Origin of the sequence: Sediminibacillus sp. JSM 1682029, assembly GCF_041366435.1 — a bacterium.
GTDB classification, from domain to species: domain Bacteria; phylum Bacillota; class Bacilli; order Bacillales; family Amphibacillaceae; genus Sediminibacillus; species Sediminibacillus terrae.
The window spans coordinates 379,661-397,668 of sequence record NZ_JBEWYY010000002.1 but is presented as its reverse complement, the minus strand read 5'-3'; the positions used below and the strand labels follow the sequence as shown (position 1 = coordinate 397,668).

The 18,008-nt window shown below is 42.7% G+C and carries 20 protein-coding genes and 2 other annotated features; of the genes, 17 read left to right on the top strand and 3 right to left on the bottom strand.

From position 1 onward, the window contains the following. Window positions 1-228: 228 nt before the first annotated feature. The 13 genes from ABVF09_RS05865 to ABVF09_RS05805 all read left to right on the top strand — a co-directional run bounded on the left by ABVF09_RS05865 (window position 229) and on the right by ABVF09_RS05805 (window position 11,939). On the top strand, window positions 229-1,260 hold the full coding sequence (locus tag ABVF09_RS05865; protein ID WP_371068759.1) for a glyceraldehyde-3-phosphate dehydrogenase: 1,032 nt from the start codon (window positions 229-231) through the stop codon (window positions 1,258-1,260). Between the two features lie 368 nt (window positions 1,261-1,628). Further along, window positions 1,629-2,006: an adenosylmethionine decarboxylase gene (gene speD, locus ABVF09_RS05860; RefSeq protein ID WP_026569738.1), complete on the top strand. Its 378-nt coding sequence runs from the start codon at window positions 1,629-1,631 to the stop codon at window positions 2,004-2,006. A 184-nt stretch (window positions 2,007-2,190) separates the two neighbouring features. Next, window positions 2,191-2,598: a hypothetical protein gene (locus ABVF09_RS05855; protein ID WP_026771085.1), complete on the top strand. Its 408-nt coding sequence runs from the start codon at window positions 2,191-2,193 to the stop codon at window positions 2,596-2,598. A 35-nt stretch (window positions 2,599-2,633) separates the two neighbouring features. After that, window positions 2,634-3,095: a transcriptional regulator NrdR gene (gene nrdR / locus ABVF09_RS05850; RefSeq protein WP_026569739.1), complete on the top strand. Its 462-nt coding sequence runs from the start codon at window positions 2,634-2,636 to the stop codon at window positions 3,093-3,095. Between the two features lie 37 nt (window positions 3,096-3,132). Further along, complete coding sequence (locus ABVF09_RS05845) at window positions 3,133-4,515, top strand: replication initiation and membrane attachment family protein (RefSeq protein WP_371068758.1); 1,383 nt, start codon at window positions 3,133-3,135, stop codon at window positions 4,513-4,515. Window positions 4,516-4,568: 53 nt separating this feature from the next. Beyond that, window positions 4,569-5,501 (top strand): primosomal protein DnaI, encoded by a 933-nt coding sequence (gene dnaI, locus ABVF09_RS05840; protein WP_371068757.1) that lies wholly within the window; start codon window positions 4,569-4,571, stop codon window positions 5,499-5,501. A gap of 317 nt (window positions 5,502-5,818) precedes the next feature. Further along, window positions 5,819-6,670 (top strand): putative sporulation protein YtxC, encoded by an 852-nt coding sequence (gene ytxC, locus ABVF09_RS05835; protein ID WP_153464740.1) that lies wholly within the window; start codon window positions 5,819-5,821, stop codon window positions 6,668-6,670. A 361-nt stretch (window positions 6,671-7,031) separates the two neighbouring features. Continuing rightward, on the top strand, window positions 7,032-8,975 hold the full coding sequence (gene thrS, locus ABVF09_RS05830; RefSeq protein ID WP_371068756.1) for a threonine--tRNA ligase: 1,944 nt from the start codon (window positions 7,032-7,034) through the stop codon (window positions 8,973-8,975). A 276-nt stretch (window positions 8,976-9,251) separates the two neighbouring features. Then, window positions 9,252-9,372: a sequence feature (ribosomal protein L20 leader region), on the top strand. Window positions 9,373-9,451: 79 nt separating this feature from the next. Next, window positions 9,452-9,955 (top strand): translation initiation factor IF-3, encoded by a 504-nt coding sequence (gene infC, locus ABVF09_RS05825; RefSeq protein WP_026569743.1) that lies wholly within the window; start codon window positions 9,452-9,454, stop codon window positions 9,953-9,955. 184 nt (window positions 9,956-10,139) lie between these two features. Beyond that, window positions 10,140-10,337, top strand: coding sequence for a 50S ribosomal protein L35 (gene rpmI, locus ABVF09_RS05820; protein WP_026771086.1), 198 nt, complete (start codon window positions 10,140-10,142; stop codon window positions 10,335-10,337). Window positions 10,338-10,383: 46 nt separating this feature from the next. Continuing rightward, window positions 10,384-10,740, top strand: coding sequence for a 50S ribosomal protein L20 (gene rplT / locus ABVF09_RS05815; RefSeq protein ID WP_026569744.1), 357 nt, complete (start codon window positions 10,384-10,386; stop codon window positions 10,738-10,740). A gap of 233 nt (window positions 10,741-10,973) precedes the next feature. Then, window positions 10,974-11,240: a DUF1294 domain-containing protein gene (locus ABVF09_RS05810; protein ID WP_026569745.1), complete on the top strand. Its 267-nt coding sequence runs from the start codon at window positions 10,974-10,976 to the stop codon at window positions 11,238-11,240. A 111-nt stretch (window positions 11,241-11,351) separates the two neighbouring features. Then, the gene (locus tag ABVF09_RS05805) at window positions 11,352-11,939 is read left to right on the top strand and encodes a TVP38/TMEM64 family protein (protein WP_371068755.1); all 588 of its coding nucleotides are present in this window, start codon (window positions 11,352-11,354) and stop codon (window positions 11,937-11,939) included. Between the two features lie 189 nt (window positions 11,940-12,128). Here the strand turns inward: ABVF09_RS05805 and ABVF09_RS05800 are convergent, their stop codons facing one another. Continuing rightward, the gene (locus tag ABVF09_RS05800; protein ID WP_026569747.1) at window positions 12,129-12,515 is read right to left on the bottom strand and encodes a sigma-w pathway protein; all 387 of its coding nucleotides are present in this window, start codon (window positions 12,513-12,515) and stop codon (window positions 12,129-12,131) included. A gap of 121 nt (window positions 12,516-12,636) precedes the next feature. Between ABVF09_RS05800 and ABVF09_RS05795 the strand changes: the two genes are divergently transcribed. Both ABVF09_RS05795 and ABVF09_RS05790 read left to right on the top strand, forming a co-directional pair. Beyond that, window positions 12,637-13,122 (top strand): dUTP diphosphatase, encoded by a 486-nt coding sequence (locus ABVF09_RS05795; RefSeq protein WP_026569748.1) that lies wholly within the window; start codon window positions 12,637-12,639, stop codon window positions 13,120-13,122. A gap of 88 nt (window positions 13,123-13,210) precedes the next feature. Continuing rightward, on the top strand, window positions 13,211-14,296 hold the full coding sequence (locus ABVF09_RS05790; RefSeq protein ID WP_371068754.1) for a M42 family metallopeptidase: 1,086 nt from the start codon (window positions 13,211-13,213) through the stop codon (window positions 14,294-14,296). Window positions 14,297-14,351: 55 nt separating this feature from the next. Here the strand turns inward: ABVF09_RS05790 and ABVF09_RS05785 are convergent, their stop codons facing one another. Both ABVF09_RS05785 and sspI read right to left on the bottom strand, forming a co-directional pair. Next, window positions 14,352-14,981, bottom strand: a complete 630-nt coding sequence (locus ABVF09_RS05785; protein WP_026569750.1) for a lytic transglycosylase domain-containing protein — start codon at window positions 14,979-14,981, stop codon at window positions 14,352-14,354. Between the two features lie 458 nt (window positions 14,982-15,439). Beyond that, entirely contained in the window at window positions 15,440-15,655 is a 216-nt protein-coding gene (gene sspI, locus ABVF09_RS05780; RefSeq protein ID WP_026569751.1) for a small acid-soluble spore protein SspI, read from the bottom strand. A gap of 99 nt (window positions 15,656-15,754) precedes the next feature. Here sspI and ABVF09_RS05775 point away from each other — a divergent pair, with 99 nt between their 5' ends. After that, entirely contained in the window at window positions 15,755-16,507 is a 753-nt protein-coding gene (locus tag ABVF09_RS05775; protein WP_371068790.1) for a TrmH family RNA methyltransferase, read from the top strand. A gap of 64 nt (window positions 16,508-16,571) precedes the next feature. After that, window positions 16,572-16,803 (top strand) — a binding site (T-box leader). Between the two features lie 162 nt (window positions 16,804-16,965). Then, window positions 16,966-18,000, top strand: coding sequence for a phenylalanine--tRNA ligase subunit alpha (pheS, locus tag ABVF09_RS05770; protein ID WP_153464731.1), 1,035 nt, complete (start codon window positions 16,966-16,968; stop codon window positions 17,998-18,000). The last annotated feature ends 8 nt before the right edge of the window (window positions 18,001-18,008 follow it).

The following is an 18,008-nucleotide window of genomic DNA, read 5'->3' as shown; positions in this document are numbered from 1 at the left end:
AAAAAGTAGTTGAATAAAAATTATGGAAGCAACAGCAAAAACCGAACGATATTCGAAACTGCTACGCATTCGGATTCGGTCGGTTTTTTTTGATTCCCCCAAAAAGCATGTTTGTTATGTAGCGACTTTTTCATTTGTTCCCTTTAAAAATGACACACTGTTGAAATAAATGTGCTATACTATTGTAGAAATGATGTTAAAAATGCACTTTAATAGGAGGTCGTTTTAATGACTACTCGTATAGCAATCAATGGATTCGGCCGGATAGGGCGGATGGTGTTCAGAAGGGCAATTGTCGACAAAGATATGGAAATAGTCGCCATCAATGCCAGTTACCCTGCGGAAACGATAGCACATTTGATCAATTATGACAGCGTTCATGGGAGATTTTCGACAGAAGTGAAAGCGCTTTCTGATGGTTTGCTCATTAATGGAAAAAAAGTTTTCCTTGTCTCCAATCGGACACCGAGCGAGCTTCCGTGGAGACAGTTGGGAATAGACCTTGTTATCGAAGCGACTGGAAAATTCAAAACAAAAGAAGCAGCCGGACAGCATTTAGATGCCGGGGCTAAGCAAGTGATCATAACTGCGCCGGGCAAAAATGTCGATGCCACTATTGTCATGGGAGTGAATCAAACGGATTTTCAGCCGGAAAAACATCAGGTGATATCTGCAGCTTCTTGTACAACAAATTGTCTAGCGCCATTGCTTAAAGTTCTTCATCATGAATTCGGTGTAGAACATGGTTTGCTGACCACGGTCCATGCTTTCACAAATGACCAGCAAAGCCTGGATAACCCACATAAAGATCTACGAAGAGCGCGTGGATGTACACAGTCGATTATCCCCACTTCAACAGGGGCGGCGGAAGCAATCAAGGAAGTAATGCCTTCCTTGGAGGGAAAGCTAAAGGGAATGGCTTTGCGTGTACCTACCCCAAATGTTTCGTTGGTCGATTTAACCGTCGAACTGAAAAAACCGGCTACACCAGATAAAGTAAACGAATGCTTTAGAAGAGCCAGCGAAAAAGAAATGAAAGGCATCATTCAATATAGTGATCAACCGCTAGTTTCCATCGATTATACAACTTCTGATTTCTCAGCAGTAGTCGATGGTTTATCCACAATGGTGGTTGCCGATAACAATCTGAAAATCATTGCATGGTATGATAATGAATGGGGATATGCCTGCCGCGTAGTGGATCTTGCCCGGTTTATATCCTACGGCTCGGTTAAACAGGAACAATATCAGTATTCCTGATACGGATAAGTGCCTGCTGATTGCCCAATAATAAGATGGAGGGACGATGCCCCCTTCTTCTCTCCGTGAAAAAAATGGTGAACATGCTTGCAAATCCAGGGTAAACCGTTTATACTTTTTTTGCACATCATCCGTTTCTCGACGGTTGACGTACGCAAGAAAGATTTCTGGTTTAATGCCTCGGCAAGGCGAGGTATACCAAATACTACAACGCTGTTTCAACATAACCGGTTTCCGGTAACTTTCTTCACCATGAGTATGGATATATACTGCTTTAAGGGTTAGGACCTCTTAGGACTAACTTTCCCCCATGGCGGTCCATGCTTTTATTGAGGAGATTTTTTCACTTTTAAAGGGGGATTAATTGAATGGATACAATGGGCAGGCACGTGATTGCAGAATTATGGGAATGTAATATAGATAAACTGAATGATATGGGGTTAATCGAAAAGATATTTGTCAATGCTGCTTTAAAAGCCGGAGCCGAAATTCGCGAGGTTGCTTTTCACAAATTTGCTCCTTATGGCGTGAGCGGTGTAGTGATTATCTCTGAATCCCATTTAACAATCCACAGCTTCCCGGAACATGGATACGCAAGCATTGATGTCTATACTTGCGGGGATATTATCGATCCGAACGTAGCTGCGGAATATATTGCTGAATCACTTGAATCGAATCGAAGCGAAAAAGTGGAAGTGCCGCGGGGGATGGGCCCTGTGGAAGTCAGCCAGTTTAAAGCTTTATAATGAATCGGGAAACCCTTGCCAGAGGAGACGGCAAGGGTTTTTTATGCGACATCCATTTTGTGACCGAAATTCCTGAGTATGGATTGCCGTGAAACAAAGAAAAGACTTTGGTCATCGTTTAATCATTGAAAACGTGTTAAAATAAAAAGAAAAAGACTTTGTCTAAAGTTGTGAGGTGCCTGTCATGAGTTTTCGACAAACAATAACAAAGTATTTCGGCAATCATGCAGAAACAAATGAAAATCATTGGGATGCAAATTTACAGACACATTATTTTAAAACAACAAAAGAAAAAGGTTTACAGGCTGTTGAGGAATACTTTAAACGATCAGATTCCTATGAGATAGTAGCTCAATCGAAAGAACATGGTGAAATCAGTGTCAATTATACCGGCGGAAGGAAAGCTTTTATTATTGCTACGGTCATTATGGTGAAACCATATCGAACTGCAATCGATTTTTCGGTGACGACTGAATCGATTTTGCCGTTTGATTTCGGATTCAGTCATAACTTGATACCCAAGTTGTACAGCCAGCTAAAAAAAGAACTCACTTTTTTGGAAACATCGATGACGAAAAATGCTGATTTATAATGGAAACTGCTATAAAAGTATGGGGTTGATACATAATGAGATGTCCTAACTGCCAATTTAAAAGTACAAAAGTGCTTGATTCGCGACCGATAGAAGAAGGCCGGTCTATCAGAAGAAGAAGAGAATGCGAAGAATGTTCTTTCCGTTTTACAACTTTCGAAAGGCTGGAAGAAGTGCCTTTGATTGTCGTCAAAAAAGAAGGGACAAGAGAGGAATACAGCCGTGAAAAGTTGATGAGAGGGCTGATCAAAGCATGCGAGAAACGGCCTGTGGCATTGGAGCAAATTGAGTCGATTGCTGTAGAGGTAGAGAAAGAACTGCGAAATAGAGGTACTTCCGAGGTACAAAGCAAAGAAATAGGTGAAATGGTCATGGATCGTCTCTCATCGGTTGATGAAGTAGCATATGTCCGGTTTGCTTCTGTGTACAGACAGTTTAAAGACATAAGTGTGTTTTTGGATGAATTGAAGGACTTAATCAGGTCAGACAATAAATAAATGGAGGCTTATTCAGCAAAAGGAAGGAGACAAAATCTTGAATCATCAACATATTGGTAAATTACTCCCGATCGACGGATTTGCTATAAAGACGACAGCGGCCTTATCGATGGAAAGTCTGCAATCTTTGACCCATCTGTATCAGCCGCTTGTCGGCAGCGATGCCATTTCTTTATATCAAACACTTATGAGTGAGTGCCAATTAAGAAATCACCATCAAGAGCTGCAAACCCATCACACTTTGATGAATTACTTGTCTCTGCCGCTTGATAAGTTATATCAGGCACGTCTGAAACTGGAAGGCATCGGGTTGATGAGCACATATAAAACTGAACATGAACAAAAAAATGTTTATACATATCAGTTGAACCCGCCATTTTTGCCAGTCGACTTTTTTAATGATGGAATGCTGTCGCAGCTGCTCTATCACCACTTGGGCGAAAAGAAACATGGGGAATTGGTTCATTTGTTTGACATAGAGGGGCAGGGTCAGTTAAAAGGCGAAGATGTCACCATGGGCTTCGCGGATGTGTTCGATACGCATATCTCCCATTTTGCTGCTCCTGCTTCTCCGGGAGAAGAAAGACAACAGGAAAGCCAGGCAGGCCCTGCTCACCTTGACAAGGAAGTTGACTTCGGCTGGATTGAACAAATGCTGCAAAAAAGAATGATTTCTTCCCGTTCCGTTTTGACAGCAGCTAACAAAAAATTGATTCGGCAAATGATTGTGTTGTACGATTTGCCTGTCCAAGATTTGGAAAGTGCCGTGATTTGGGCTATAAATGAAGATAATCAACTGGACGCAAAGGAATTTAAATCTGCCTGCCACGATTTATTTCAGGCTTCTGCAAGAAAGGCAGATATAAAACTGGTGGAAAAACAGACTGGCCGGGTGAAGGCTGAGAATACAGCAGAAGAACCGGTAAGCAAGGAAGAGCAGTTTGTGAAAATGCTGGAAGAAATTTCTCCCAAACAGCTGTTAGAGGACTTATCCGGTGGTAATCAAGCCTCTGCGCAAGATTTAAAAACAATCAGGGATGTGATGACCCAGCAGGGGCTCTCGCCAGGTGTCATGAATGTTTTGGTCCATTATGTTCTTTTAAAGACAGATATGAAACTTTCCAAAGCTTACTTGGAAAAAATCGCGAGTCACTGGGCCAGAAAAAATGTGAAAACAGTGAAGCAGGCAATGGCTCTTGCCAAATCTGAAAATCAAAAGTATCAACAGTGGGGTTCTGGTACTGCAAAGCAAAGTTATCGCAAACCTGCCAAAAAAGAGGTGATTCCTGACTGGTTTAAGGAAAGAAAAGCACAGCAGAATGGAAAAACAGTAAAAGAGGCAGAGGCTGCCATCGATAAAGAAGAAAACCAGGAAGACCTCGGCGAATTGATAAAAAGTTATTTGAATAATGGCAGCTAGGGCACTGTTTCTGTTTATGGAGCACAGAAGTATAAGAATAAGGATGATCGAAGATGGAACCTATTCAAGCTTCCTTGAAAAAATGGATGAAAGATAATAAGAACTTCCAAGAGAATTTCACTCACTTGCGAAACGCAATTTTAAATGATTCGCAGGTCAAGCAGCTGCTCTTAAGCAATCCGCAGCTGGATACAAATGACATCGACAGGAATTTGATGAAGCTCTATGAATTTATTTCACAATCTAAAAATTGTGCTGACTGTCCGGTTCTGGAAGAATGCCAAAACATCCTTCCAGGCTATACGCCATACTTGCAAGTAGACGGAAAGACTGTTCGTATAAGCTACGAAAAATGCTATAAAAAAATCCAACATGACGAGCAGGAGAAGCATAAAACACTAATTCAAAGCCTGTATATGCCTCGGGAAATACTCCATGCCACTTTTGCAGATTTGGATCACACCGACAAACGGCGTCAAGCCATTACAGAATCGGTTCGTTATCTTCAGTCGGTCGGGACCGATGAACAAGAAGCTAAAGGGATGTACTTTTATGGACCTTTCGGCGTGGGGAAAACCCATTTCTTAGGTGCTATCGCCAATGAACTGGCGAAAAAAAGGATTGCAAGCATGATTATTTATATGCCTGAATTTGTCAGGGAGATAAAGGCGTCCTTGAAGGATGACTCTCTGAATCAGAAAGTGGAACGCTTTAAAACGATTCCGGTACTGATGCTGGACGACATAGGAGCAGAGTCTCAATCAGCCTGGTTCAGAGACGAAATCTTAGGATCCATCCTGCAATACAGAATGATGGAAAAATTACCTGTTTTTTTCACCTCCAATTATAGTCTGGAACAATTGGAAAATCATTTAGCGACTACCACCAGGGGAGATGTTGAAAAAGTCAAAGCTGGAAGGATCATTGAGCGGATCAAACAGGTCAGCAGAGAAGTGCCTTTGTTCGGAACGAACCGCAGGGATTAAGAAGCTGGCTAACTTAGAGAATACTTGTTGAAAAAAAATATAGTGGTAAAAGCAATGGAAACGGACAGTTCGAGCTCGTCCGTTTTTTTGTTATTTTCATTGAAACAGCTGATCGAAGAAAGGGGGTTCTTCCAATTTTGATTATTTCATAAAGAACTATTCCATAATTTTGCCGCTGGTTATCGCTTGTCCTTTGTATGTGTGGGCTTATTCCGGTCGATTTTAAAAACTATCAGGATTCTTCCCATACATCACACATTTTTTGAAGCATTGATCCATATAATGTAACAGTTTGATCGTGATGAGGGTGATGAGTATTGCTTGAGGTTTATTTTGAGACAAAAGCAGAAACCATGACATTTTGTGATCGGATTGTTCAGTATGGCCTCGATGTAGAATTGAACTGGAAAACCAATGACAAGTGGGGAAACCATATCAAAATCCGGGAAAGCCGATCCATGGGGGAACAACTGGCTAACACTGCTGAGGCGATGGCATATGTGTTCACAAGACATAAAGAAAGCATCTGGGTCGCCGATATAATCAAGAATGTCTATTATTATAAAGACAAGGAGGAAGTACATCGAATTTCAGAACTTGCCCATTCTATTTTATCAGGCGATGATTCGGGGGATGTTCCAATACCGGTGGATATCGATTTGCGGAAAACATTGAAAAAATGTTTTCAGGAGAATATCCGTACCGAAGAAGCGGTTCATTTCGATTCATTGGTGAATTTTCGCCTGCAGCCCTACAAAGAGGAACTTATCGAAATCATCGGGATGGCGATCGATGAATTCAAGCGGGAAGAAGATCATCAATCGTTTGTCCAGTCGCTGCGGGAATATGTAGCCAAAAAGAAGTCAAAATTTCAAATTGTCCATGTGGTGCAAGGCAGGAACTTTAAATTTTATAAAGCGAACGGGAAGCCTTTTTCCAAGATGGAAATTAAAATGCTGATTCAACAGGAACCGCTCTACATAGTCGGTTTGGATGAAGCTGAGCTGAATATTACACCACTGCTTGCCATGGCGCCTGAACGTGTTGTTATTTACGGGGACCATCCCTCTGAGCCGAAAACGCTGACCGTGATCAATGTGTTCCAGGAGAAAGCGGTTTTCGAACCCTTCACTCGGTTCCCCTTCCCGAATTATTTAAGAAATCATTGAATATACTTGATTTTTGACTACTGTATCGCTATAATTACGTTCATAAAAGATTAACACATCGGTTTTGATGAGGACATGATCGAATCGGCCTGGAATACTTTAGAGAGGGGAGCCGCACGGCTGAAAGCTTCCTGTACTTCCGTGATTCTGATTACCGCCTTTGAACCCTGTTATTGAACGGAGATAGTAGGTAACAGCGTTTCATCTACGTTACAGATGCCAATGAGCCGTACATTATGTGCGGGAATTAGGGTGGAACCACGAGGCCGACGCTCGTCCCTTAGCTGTTAAGCTATTGGGACGGGCGTTTTTCACTTTTTTAGTTTACACGATAAACCAACTTTCAAAGGAGAGATCACTTATGGCAGAAATGATCCGCATTACATTCCCAGACGGAGCCCAAAAGGAATTCCCACAGGGAACGACTGGAGAGGATATAGCAGCTTCGATTTCACCTGGATTGAGGAAACAGGCGCTGGCAGTAAAACTGGATGGTATCCCTTATGATCTTCGCAGCGAGCTTCCGGGAGACGGCGAGATCGAAATCATCACGAATAAGCAGCAGGAAGGAATTGAAATTATGCGCCATTCTGCTGCCCATTTGATGGCGCAGGCGATCAAACGATTGTACGACAATGTTCAATTCGGGGTTGGACCAGTCATTGAAGATGGATTTTATTATGATTTTGATATGGAAGAATCTGTAACCCCGGAAGATTTACCTAGAATAGAAAAAGAAATGCAAAAAATCATCGACGAAAATTTAGAGATTGTCCGCAAAGAGGTTTCACGCGAAGAGGCAAAGCAAATGTTTCGGGAAATCGGCGATGAGTTAAAGCTTGAATTGATTGATGCCATCCCCGAAGGAGAAACGGTGTCCATTTATCAACAAGGTGAATTTTTTGATTTGTGCCGAGGCATCCATGTTCCGTCCACCAGTAAAATCAAAGTAGTCAAACTGTTGAGCATTTCCGGTGCCTATTGGCGGGGAGACAGCAACAACAAAATGCTTCAACGGATATACGGTACTGCGTTCGAGAAAAAGAGCAATCTTGATGAATATTTACGTATGCGTGAAGAAGCGAAGGAACGCGACCACCGAAAGTTAGGAAAAGAATTGGACTTGTTTACGGTATCTCAACAAGTAGGTCAGGGCTTGCCGCTTTGGCTGCCGAAAGGAGCCACTATCCGTCGGACAATCGAACGTTACATTGTCGATTTGGAGGAAAGACTTGGCTATGATCACGTATATACACCGGTTTTGGGAAGTGTAGATTTATATAAAACAAGCGGCCACTGGGATCATTACAAGGACGATATGTTCCCTACATTGGAAATGGATAACGAAGATCTTGTCCTGCGTCCAATGAATTGTCCGCATCACATGATGGTGTTTAAAAATGAACTGCACAGCTATCGCAATCTTCCTGTCCGCATTGCGGAACTTGGCACCATGCATCGTCATGAAATGTCGGGTGCACTTGCCGGTTTGCAGCGTGTACGGGCTATGACATTGAATGACGCCCACATATTTGCACGCCCAGATCAGCTGAAAGACGAATTTATCCGTGTTGTTCAATTGGTTCAGGCAGTTTATAAGGATTTTGGCATCGATGATTACTACTTCCGTCTATCCTATCGGGATCCAGCGGATACCGAAAAGTACGTCGATAACGATGAAATGTGGGAAAAAGCCCAGGCAATGTTGAAAGAGACGATGGAAGACATGGAGCTTGAATATGTGGAAGCAGAAGGTGAAGCGGCATTCTATGGTCCTAAGTTGGACGTGCAGGTCAAAACGGCCCTTGGAAAAGATGAAACATTGTCGACTGTTCAATTGGACTTTCATTTGCCGGAACGGTTCGATTTGACCTATATCGGTGAAGACGGCAAAGAACACCGTCCTGTCGTCATCCACCGCGGTGTTGTATCTACGATGGAACGTTTTGTCGCCTTCCTTATCGAGGAGTATAAAGGGGCATTTCCTACATGGCTTGCACCTGTCCAAGCCCGGATAATACCTGTTTCGCCCGGAATTCATTTGGATTATGTTAAAAAAGTGGAAGAGGATTTGCGATATCGTGGTGTCCGCGTAGAAGTGGATGAGCGGGATGAGAAAATCGGCTATAAGATACGGGAAGCGCAAACGCAAAAAATCCCTTACGCTCTTGTAGTGGGTGACAAAGAAATTGAAGACAATGCCGTCAATGTACGCCGTTATGGCGAGAAAAACTCGGAAACAAAGCCTTTAGATATGTTTATGGATCAAATCGAGGCGGAAATTCGTGAAAAAACATTGAAGTAAGGGATGGTCAAAGAAAGCCTCCCTCTTAACAGTGAAAATCATCAGTGTGGAAACGCTGGTGATTTTCCCTATCAAGATTGCTTTTCCCTTTCGCACCATTTTTTCAGATACAAATCAGGCCTTATCAAATGCTTGCAAAGTTTTAAAAAATCCCTCTTGTGTTTTCTCTTTGAGTTATGTATGATGGAATAGTCGTTTTCATAGAAACACAACCATGGTTGTTGACATCTTAGCATCCTTATGCTATTATTTTATAGGTGAAATTAAATAATGATCTGAGGCAAGCAGAAGCACCCGCTTCTCACCTGATTGACGCATGTTGCAGTTGGCAGGTTAAACATCCTTATTGTATTGGGAGACGTGTGGGTGCAGTATGTACCGACACTTTTTTTATGCTTTCATTCAAAACAACTTGTCGATAAGATCTTATATGGTTTTTCCAAACTCTATGGAGGTGGCTCATTATTAGCAAAGATATGAACGTCAATGAGAAAATTCGTGCTCGCGAAGTCAGGCTCATTGATTCAAATGGAGACCAACTTGGGGTTAAATCCCGCCAAGAAGCATTAGACATTGCTCAAACAAGAAATTTGGATCTTGTATTAGTAGCTCCAAATGCAAAACCACCGGTATGCCGGATCATGGATTACGGCAAATACCGTTTTGAGCAGCAAAAGAAAGAAAAAGAAGCACGTAAGAAACAAAAAGTTATCAATGTTAAAGAAGTTCGCTTAAGCCCTGGTATTGAAGAACATGACTTCAATACGAAGTTACGCAATGCCAGAAAGTTCCTTGAAAAAGGCGATAAAGTGAAAGCTTCTATTCGGTTCCGTGGTCGTGCAATCACGCATAAAGAGTTAGGGCAGGAAGTCCTTGAAAAATTGGCAGCGGAATGCAAAGATATTTCCACTGTAGAAACGAAGCCGAAAATGGAAGGCCGCAGCATGTTCCTGATGCTTGCGCCAACCAACGAAAAATAAGTTTTGTAAGAGCACATTGCAGTTCATACGAGGAAGAAAAGAACCAAGTAGATCAAGGAAGCGTGGCACCGAGGAACACAGCGTATGAAAAGATACGTGCGTACCGGAGGGGCAAGCTGACGCAGAGATACGCCGGAGATTTTCTCCCGCAAGTATGAACATTCATTACAAGGAGGAACATAACATGCCAAAAATGAAAACCCACAAAGGTTCTCAAAAACGTTTCCAAAAAACAGGTTCTGGGAAGCTTAAACGCTCTCATGCATACACTAGTCACTTGTTTGCCAACAAGTCTCAAAAGCAAAAACGCAAGTTGCGTAAAAGTGATATCGTTTCTGCTGGAGACTACAAACGTATCAAGCAAATGCTGCCAAACAAATAAACTGAGATCCGAATTTATCGGTTATATATATTAGGAGGGAATTATTATGCCACGTGTAAAAGGTGGAACAGTTACTCGCAGACGTCGTAAGCGCGTATTAAAGCTTGCTAAAGGATATTATGGCTCGAAACACGCCCTATTCAAAACAGCTAAACAACAAGTAATGAAGTCAGGTCAATATGCATACCGTGACCGCAGACAGAAAAAGCGTGAATTCCGTAAGCTTTGGATTGCACGTATCAACGCTGCAGCACGTTTGAACGACCTGTCTTACAGCCGTTTGATGCACGGTCTGAAACAAGCGGGTATCGAAGTAAACCGTAAAATGCTTTCTGATTTGGCTATCAATGATGAAAAAGCATTCGCTCAACTAGCTGACAAAGCCAAAGATGCATTGAAATAATGAAACACTACCATCCTCGTTCAGCGGGGGTGGTTTTTCTTTTATACTCTGCATTATTCGGATTCTATATTGAATGAGCTCTACAAAGCTAGTTTTAAACTCATCTTTTGGCCCGGTATGGCAATCTTGGTGATTCATTTAATTAAGTAAGTCGAATTGTATACACAAGTCTGAAAATACCAATCATCTAGGAAGCAGGCTTTTTAGATGATTAAACGGATTGGAGTAGGAACATGACAAATGGATTTTTACTTTTATACATAATAGGAATAAATATCGCAGAGTGGGTCCTTATGGGAATTGATAAGCAGAGGGCTGTCAAACATCAATGGAGGATACCGGAAAAAACGCTTTGGATAGGGGCTTTGATTGGTGGGGCGGCTGGAGGTTTGGCAGGGATGTACATCTTCAGGCACAAAACACGGCACTTCAGCTTTAAATTGGGAATGCCTCTGCTATTTTTCATTCATCTTTATTTAATCATTCAGTGGAAAGGGTAGACGTTACCGTGCAGTAATCGGCTAAATAGGACAACTCCGGTGGAAGCTTCTTGTCATAACAGCTCGTCTCTTGTCATAGAATGAGCTGAAAGAAAAAAGGGGGCAAAGAAGATGGGGGATGTCAGCAGCTATCTGTTGACCGCAGCCGAGACAGGGGGATTTTTGGCGCCTCTGATGTTCATAGGTTTTCATTTACTTCGTCCATTGTTTTTCCTTCCTGTTATCTTGATTTGTATCACCGGCGGGATATTATTCGGAGCGATAGCCGGAACCTTTTACTCTGTCATCGGTATTACTTTATCAAGCATGACGTTCTACAAACTGGTGCAGTGGATGCCAGGCATGTCGTCTAAACTGGTGCAAGTAAAGCAAAAATTGATGGGGAAAAGTTCAACGTTCACTACCTCCCAAATCGCAGTTTTACGCCTTGTCCCTTTTATTCATTTTCATTTATTGTCATTATGTATTTTAGAGATTTCTACCAGTTTCAAAGAGTATGCTCGATCTTCTTTTTACTCCAATATCCCTCTGGCCGTCCTTTATACATCGTTCGGGAAATGGATATCGAGTTTATCACCGGTGGTCATGTTCGCACTGATTCTTACATTGCTTCCGGTTCTATATTTGTTCCGGAAGAAACAGATGACGATAAAATGGACGGAATTCTTTGCGGAAAAAACTCCAACAGTCAAACAGTAAGAAAAACACAGGTGACTTATACAAAAAGGCTGCCTTCGTCTTTAGTGAAATGGTTTAAAATCCCTGTTCAGGAAAGGTGCTTTGCATTCTAAGGCCCTGATAAATCAAAAAACCGAACGAATCCAAAGCGGATTCATTCGGTTTTTGTTCTGGCGGCCATTTTTTGTCCCGGTCACTTCGTTTGTCTTATCATTTTTTGACCTGCAGTTTATCAATCGGATGTTTCCATTCAATTGTCGCATAGGGATATCTTATCAAAACTTCTTCTTCCATGAAGTACAAATCTTTTCTTTCCAGTCCTTTTAATTCTCCTGGGTAGTGCGCATGGATACTGATATTCACGACGTCAAACGAATCCTCAATCGTCCCTAAGTACTTCTCTCCTTCGAAAATGAATCCTTTGTAGGTCATCAAAAAATTTTTTTTGATATTGTCAGGCTCATCAAGAAAGTAGAAATCTTTCTTTTCCCGGGCTACTTCCAGTTTTCTGTTGGGGTTGATCAAATATTTATATATCGTATAAAGCAGCATCACCATTGCGATAAAAATCAGCAAGCGAAATAGTAGGACAATCATACACACCGTCTCCTGTTTTAGAGTCTTCTCTCCTTTACGAATAGAACCAGGGCAAGGTTTCAACAATTTGCGATCAAGCATGTTATAATCGAGAAAAAGTTCAAAAAGGAGAAACATAAAGATGCATTGGGAGCAATTATTTGAAACACAACGATTATTGGATGAGCATATTCAAACGAATAACCAAGTGAAAGCAGAGGAATTGTTCGAAAGAAAAGTGTTAGCCCTATTAGTGGAAACCGGAGAATTAGCGAATGAAACACGCTGTTTCAAGTTTTGGAGCAAAAAGGCGAAAAGCGAATCGAGCGTGATCCTTGAAGAATACGTGGATGGCTTGCATTTCATTCTTTCTTTAGGGCTTGATACCGGCTACCGCTATGATTCTGAGATAGTAAGGTCCACTGGTTTAGATGACACGCAGTTGTTTCTCCTAGTCTATGAACAAATCATAGCATTCAAGCAAGATCCCAGTAAAGAAAACTACACACAGTTATTTACCACGTACCTGCAATTGGGTGCACAGCTTGGTTTTCCGGAAGTAGCTATTCAGGAAGCATATAACAAAAAAAACGAGGTGAATCATGAACGTCAACTGCGAGGATACTAATTCGGTGTAAAGACGAAGGGTATGTTTTGTCTATCCTGGAAAAAACCGCTATAATTCAAGGTGAACCCTAAAAAGGAGGAAATTACATATGGCAGAGTACAATGAAACAGTGACCATGCTGAAGGAATTAACGGATGCAAGAGGGATATCCGGCAACGAAAAAGAAGCAAGAGAAGTGATGGAAAAGTATATAGCTCCTTATGCGGATGAAGTGTTCACCGATAATATCGGAAGCTTGATTGCAAAGAAAACCGGCAAAGAAAACGGACCTAAAGTGATGGTAGCTGGACACTTGGATGAAGTGGGCTTTATGGTCACCCGCATTGATGACAAAGGGTTTGTTTATTTCCAAACAATCGGTGGCTGGTGGAGTCAGGTAATGCTTGCACAGCGTGTGACGCTTATGACGAGAAAGGGAGATGTTACCGGAATCATCGGTTCGAAACCTCCTCACATTTTGCCGGCAGAAGCACGTAAAAAGCCAGTGGAAATAAAGGATATGTTTATCGATATCGGTGCATCCAGCCGGGAAGAAGCCGAAGAGTTCGGTGTCCGCCCGGGAGATTCGATCGTTCCTTACTTCGAATTCACCCAAATGAACAATGAAAAGCTGCTTCTGGCTAAAGCATGGGATAACCGGATTGGCTGTGCAATCGCCATTGAAGTACTCAAGCGTTTAAAGGGTGAAAATCATCCGAATGTAGTTTACGGAGTCGGTACCGTACAGGAAGAGGTAGGACTCCGTGGTGCCCGCACCGCCACACATACAATCAAACCGGATATCGGATTTGGCGTCGATGTTGGTATTGCCGGCGACACACCTGGTATTTCCGACAAGGAAGCGGATAGTAAAATTGGAGAAGGCCCGCAAATCATTCTTTACGATGCTTCTGCCATCTCTCATAAAGGGTTGCGGGATTTCGTGCTGGACACAGCCGATGACAAGAAAATCCCTTACCAATATGCGACAATGGCTGCAGGTGGAACAGATACAGGTTCTATTCACTTAACGGCAAATGGTGTTCCTGCCTTATCCATCACTGTTGCCACACGCTATATCCACACTCATGCTGCAATTTTGCACCAAGATGATTTTGAAAATGCGGTCAAGTTAATCGTGGAAGTCATCAAAGGGTTGGATGAAGAGAAAGTGAAAGAGATTACATTTGGTTGAAATTTATATCGTAAACGCAAAAGGAGCTGTCCATTCAGAACAGCTCCTTTCTACTTTAAACTCGATAAGAATCCATAATTTTACCTACATAGTTTTGGGTTTCCTGGAAGGGTGGAATTCCATCATATTTATCCACATTACCCGGACCGGCATTGTAAGCAGCCAGTGCCAGCGAAGTGTTTCCACTGTAGCGGTCCAGCATTTGTTTTAAATACTTGGTTCCGCCCATGATGTTTTGCAAAGGATCAAAAGCATTTTGAACGCCGAGTCCACGGGCCGTGGAAGGCATTAGTTGCATCAAGCCCTGTGCACCTGCACCACTTTCCGCATTGGCGTTAAAGTTTGATTCCGCTTGAATGACGGAGCGGATCAATTTAGGGTCGACTCCAAATGTTTCTGCGGCTTGTTCGATATAATTATCAATCGCTCCGGAATGACTGGTTGATTTACTTTCTGTATAATCGATGTCTGGCGTATATACCGGCATAACCGGGGTACTGTTAGCCATAGAAGAAGCTTCAGGCTTGTAGGTACTAGTGGACGTCCGGGCAGTTCCCATTTGTTGCTGAAGTATTTGTTGAAAAGCGGTTTCTAGAAAGGCAGAATCACTAGATGAACCGTTCCCTCCACTTAAAATGGACATTGCTTGCATTTGGATGAGGTTTTGAAGTTGTCTGATTTCCATGCATGTTCCTCCGATAGGTAGTTCGTTACTATCATATTACCTGATTTTGCCTGGACAAGCAACGGCCAAAACGACAAAAACCGAGCGAAATGGATCGAACACGATACATTTCGCTCGGTTTTTGAGTTATAACAAGTAAACCGTTCTAACCCTTCCTTAAAAAGAGCAACATTCCACTCCGGCAAGCTACTACGCTTTCCGTGGAAGTGGAAGCCGTGCCCGTGGAAAGCATAGTAGCTTTCCGTAGTGATACGAAGCACGCATTACACAACAGGATAATAAGAAGTCTAACTAAGGAATACAAATAGTAAAAACGGAACGAAGTTGATTGATAGTTCAAATTCATTCCGTTTTTGTTTTGGTGGCCAAGCTTTTGTCCCGGCCACGTCTTCAAAGGATTCATGGGCTTTCATCCGGATCTGCAAGCCGTGCTTTAAACGGGTACATCCGCTTTTTGTTTACTGTGCTTGCTGGACTCCTTTTTCTAAAGCGGACAACATTTCTTCTTTATCGGACTCGTCCGATTGCTGCCAAATCAGCTCGAACAACACACCTAGACCAGGCAGCATTTTTTCTTCTCCGCTTTCAATCGCATCCAGTATGGTTGCCTCCAATTGTTCAGTATTGTTGTCTGCTACATTGGAAAGGATAGCTTTACGTAAATTCAAATCCATTTTTCCACCTCATATCTTATTTATTTCAGTATGTGATAGATAGTTTGACCATGATACATGGAAATATGTATGATAGATAAGAACTTCACCAAAAGGATGATGAACGTGATAACTTCAGTGCAAAACGGCAGGGTAAAAAACTGGCAAAAATTAAAAAAACGGAAAGAAAGAGTAAAAACAAACCTTTTTATAGTAGAAGGTTATCATATGATTGAAGAGGCTTGGAAAAGTGATTGGCATGTGAAAGAAGTCATTCTGGCTGATGGGGCGGAAATCCCAGACTGGCTGGAAAATCAGGAAACAATCATTGTTTCTGACCATATCTTAAAAACGATTACCGATACTAAAACTCCCCAGGGAATAGCTGCCGTGGTGGAAGCAAAGCAGCCGGAGGATCAGGATTTTGAGAAGCTGCTGCTCGTCGACAATGTCCAGGATCCAGGCAATCTTGGGACCATGATCCGGACGGCAGATGCCGCAGGATTCGATGCAATTTATGTAGGTTCCGGGTCTGCGGATATTTTTAATGACAAAGTCTTGCGATCCACTCAGGGATCCATTTTCCATTTGCCGATTTTTCAAACCGATCTACTGCCGGTAATTGACCGACTGCAAGATGCGGAATTTGCAGTTTGGGGTGCTGCATTGGCAAATGCGCGTCCATATACAGCTTTACCGGTGCCGGAAAAAGCGGCACTGGTAGTCGGAAACGAGGGTGCGGGGATTTCTCCGTCTATATTGGAAAAGATGGACACCCTCGTATACATTCCTATCTTCGGCAAGGCAGAATCGTTGAATGTCAGTGTGGCTGCCGGCATTTTGCTTTATCATCTTGCCACGCTTGAAAAGTAATGGCTGTTAAGGGTTGCAAGAAACGAACGCTTTTTCTATAATAATAAAATAACATTCATTATATTTACAGGCCGAGAAAGAGTCAGTAGATGATTACAAATCGATTTAAGGGAAGAAATGCCGTAGACTGGAAGCATTTCTATCGTGGTAATGATTGAATTTTCACTCTGGAGCCGACACCTGGACCTTGTTTTCCGGCAAGTAACGGTGTCCCGGATTTTTTCCGTTATCAAACTCGAGTGGATGCATATGCATCAACAAGGGTGGTACCGCGATACACAAGTCTCGTCCCTTCTTTATAAGTGGGGACGGGACTTTTTTATGTGATGAGCAGGTGCGGGGTCGAACTGTGGGAACGGGGGCTAGCACTTAGCATTTCATTGCATTGAAAACAAGACGGGCGAGGAATAGTTAATCGGCTAACTTATCATTTCACGACGAAAAGGAGGTTCCTGCACATGAGGGAACGATTACAAGAACTAAAAGAGGAAGCGCTGACCAAAGTAGAACAGGCAGACACCTTGAATGATCTTCAGGAGATAAGGGTGGCTTATCTTGGTAAAAAAGGTCCGATCACGGAAGTTTTACGTGGAATGGGCAAGCTGTCGAAAGAAGAGCGGCCTGTCATCGGTGAATTGGCAAACAAAGTAAGGGAAGCAATTGCAGGTGAACTTGATGCGAAAAAAGAGAGGCTCGAAACAAAAGAGCTGGAGGAAAAACTTGAAAAAGAAACAATCGATGTTACGTTGCCGGGCCGTCCAGTCACTGTAGGCGGACCGCACTTACTCACTTCCATTATCGAGGAAATCGAGGATTTGTTTATCGGAATGGGATTCGAAGTCCGGGAAGGTCCTGAAGTCGAAACGGATTACTACAATTTTGAGGCGCTTAATCTGCCGAAGGGGCATCCAGCCCGCGATATGCAAGATTCTTTTTATATCACGGAAGAACTGCTGTTGCGCACGCACACCTCTCCGGTACAGGCTAGGACGATGGGGAAATATCATGGAAGCAAACCAGTCAAAATGATATGTCCTGGAAAAGTGTATCGCCGGGATACGGACGACGCCACCCACTCCCACCAGTTCACACAGGTAGAAGGTTTGTATGTGGATCGGAATGTTCGAATGAGCGACTTGAAAGGTGTACTGAACCGCTTTGCCAAGCAAATGTTCGGCGAGGGAAGAGAAATCCGTCTGCGTCCGAGTTTCTTCCCCTTTACAGAGCCGTCTGTAGAGATGGACATATCCTGCAAAGTCTGTCATGGAGAAGGATGCTCCGTTTGTAAAGGAACAGGTTGGATCGAAATACTGGGTGGCGGCATGGTTCATCCCAGGGTGTTGGAAATGGCGGGCTATGACCCCAAGGAATATACAGGTTTTGCTTTCGGTATGGGTCCTGAACGAATCGCTATGCTGAAATACGGGGTAGATGATATCCGGCATTTCTATACGAATGATATCCGTTTCTTAAAGCAGTACCATAAAGCGTAAATCAGGAG

Excerpts from the sequence above, each read along its gene's own strand:
- ABVF09_RS05865 (WP_371068759.1), top strand. The coding sequence starts at position 229 with ATGACTACTCGTATAGCAATCAATGGATTCGGCCGGATAGGGCGGATG.
- rpmI (WP_026771086.1), top strand. The coding sequence starts at position 10,140 with ATGCCAAAAATGAAAACCCACAAAGGTTCTCAAAAACGTTTCCAAAAA.
- ABVF09_RS05800 (WP_026569747.1), bottom strand. The coding sequence starts at position 12,515 with ATGATTGTCCTACTATTTCGCTTGCTGATTTTTATCGCAATGGTGATG.
- ABVF09_RS05785 (WP_026569750.1), bottom strand. The coding sequence starts at position 14,981 with ATGGAAATCAGACAACTTCAAAACCTCATCCAAATGCAAGCAATGTCC.
- nrdR (WP_026569739.1), top strand. The coding sequence starts at position 2,634 with ATGAGATGTCCTAACTGCCAATTTAAAAGTACAAAAGTGCTTGATTCG.
- ABVF09_RS05805 (WP_371068755.1), top strand. The coding sequence starts at position 11,352 with ATGGGGGATGTCAGCAGCTATCTGTTGACCGCAGCCGAGACAGGGGGA.
- rplT (WP_026569744.1), top strand. The coding sequence starts at position 10,384 with ATGCCACGTGTAAAAGGTGGAACAGTTACTCGCAGACGTCGTAAGCGC.
- ABVF09_RS05855 (WP_026771085.1), top strand. The coding sequence starts at position 2,191 with ATGAGTTTTCGACAAACAATAACAAAGTATTTCGGCAATCATGCAGAA.
- sspI (WP_026569751.1), bottom strand. The coding sequence starts at position 15,655 with ATGGATTTGAATTTACGTAAAGCTATCCTTTCCAATGTAGCAGACAAC.
- ABVF09_RS05790 (WP_371068754.1), top strand. The coding sequence starts at position 13,211 with ATGGCAGAGTACAATGAAACAGTGACCATGCTGAAGGAATTAACGGAT.
- ABVF09_RS05795 (WP_026569748.1), top strand. The coding sequence starts at position 12,637 with ATGCATTGGGAGCAATTATTTGAAACACAACGATTATTGGATGAGCAT.
- ABVF09_RS05775 (WP_371068790.1), top strand. The coding sequence starts at position 15,755 with ATGAACGTGATAACTTCAGTGCAAAACGGCAGGGTAAAAAACTGGCAA.
- dnaI (WP_371068757.1), top strand. The coding sequence starts at position 4,569 with ATGGAACCTATTCAAGCTTCCTTGAAAAAATGGATGAAAGATAATAAG.
- speD (WP_026569738.1), top strand. The coding sequence starts at position 1,629 with ATGGATACAATGGGCAGGCACGTGATTGCAGAATTATGGGAATGTAAT.
- thrS (WP_371068756.1), top strand. The coding sequence starts at position 7,032 with ATGGCAGAAATGATCCGCATTACATTCCCAGACGGAGCCCAAAAGGAA.
- infC (WP_026569743.1), top strand. The coding sequence starts at position 9,452 with ATGAACGTCAATGAGAAAATTCGTGCTCGCGAAGTCAGGCTCATTGAT.
- pheS (WP_153464731.1), top strand. The coding sequence starts at position 16,966 with ATGAGGGAACGATTACAAGAACTAAAAGAGGAAGCGCTGACCAAAGTA.
- ABVF09_RS05810 (WP_026569745.1), top strand. The coding sequence starts at position 10,974 with ATGACAAATGGATTTTTACTTTTATACATAATAGGAATAAATATCGCA.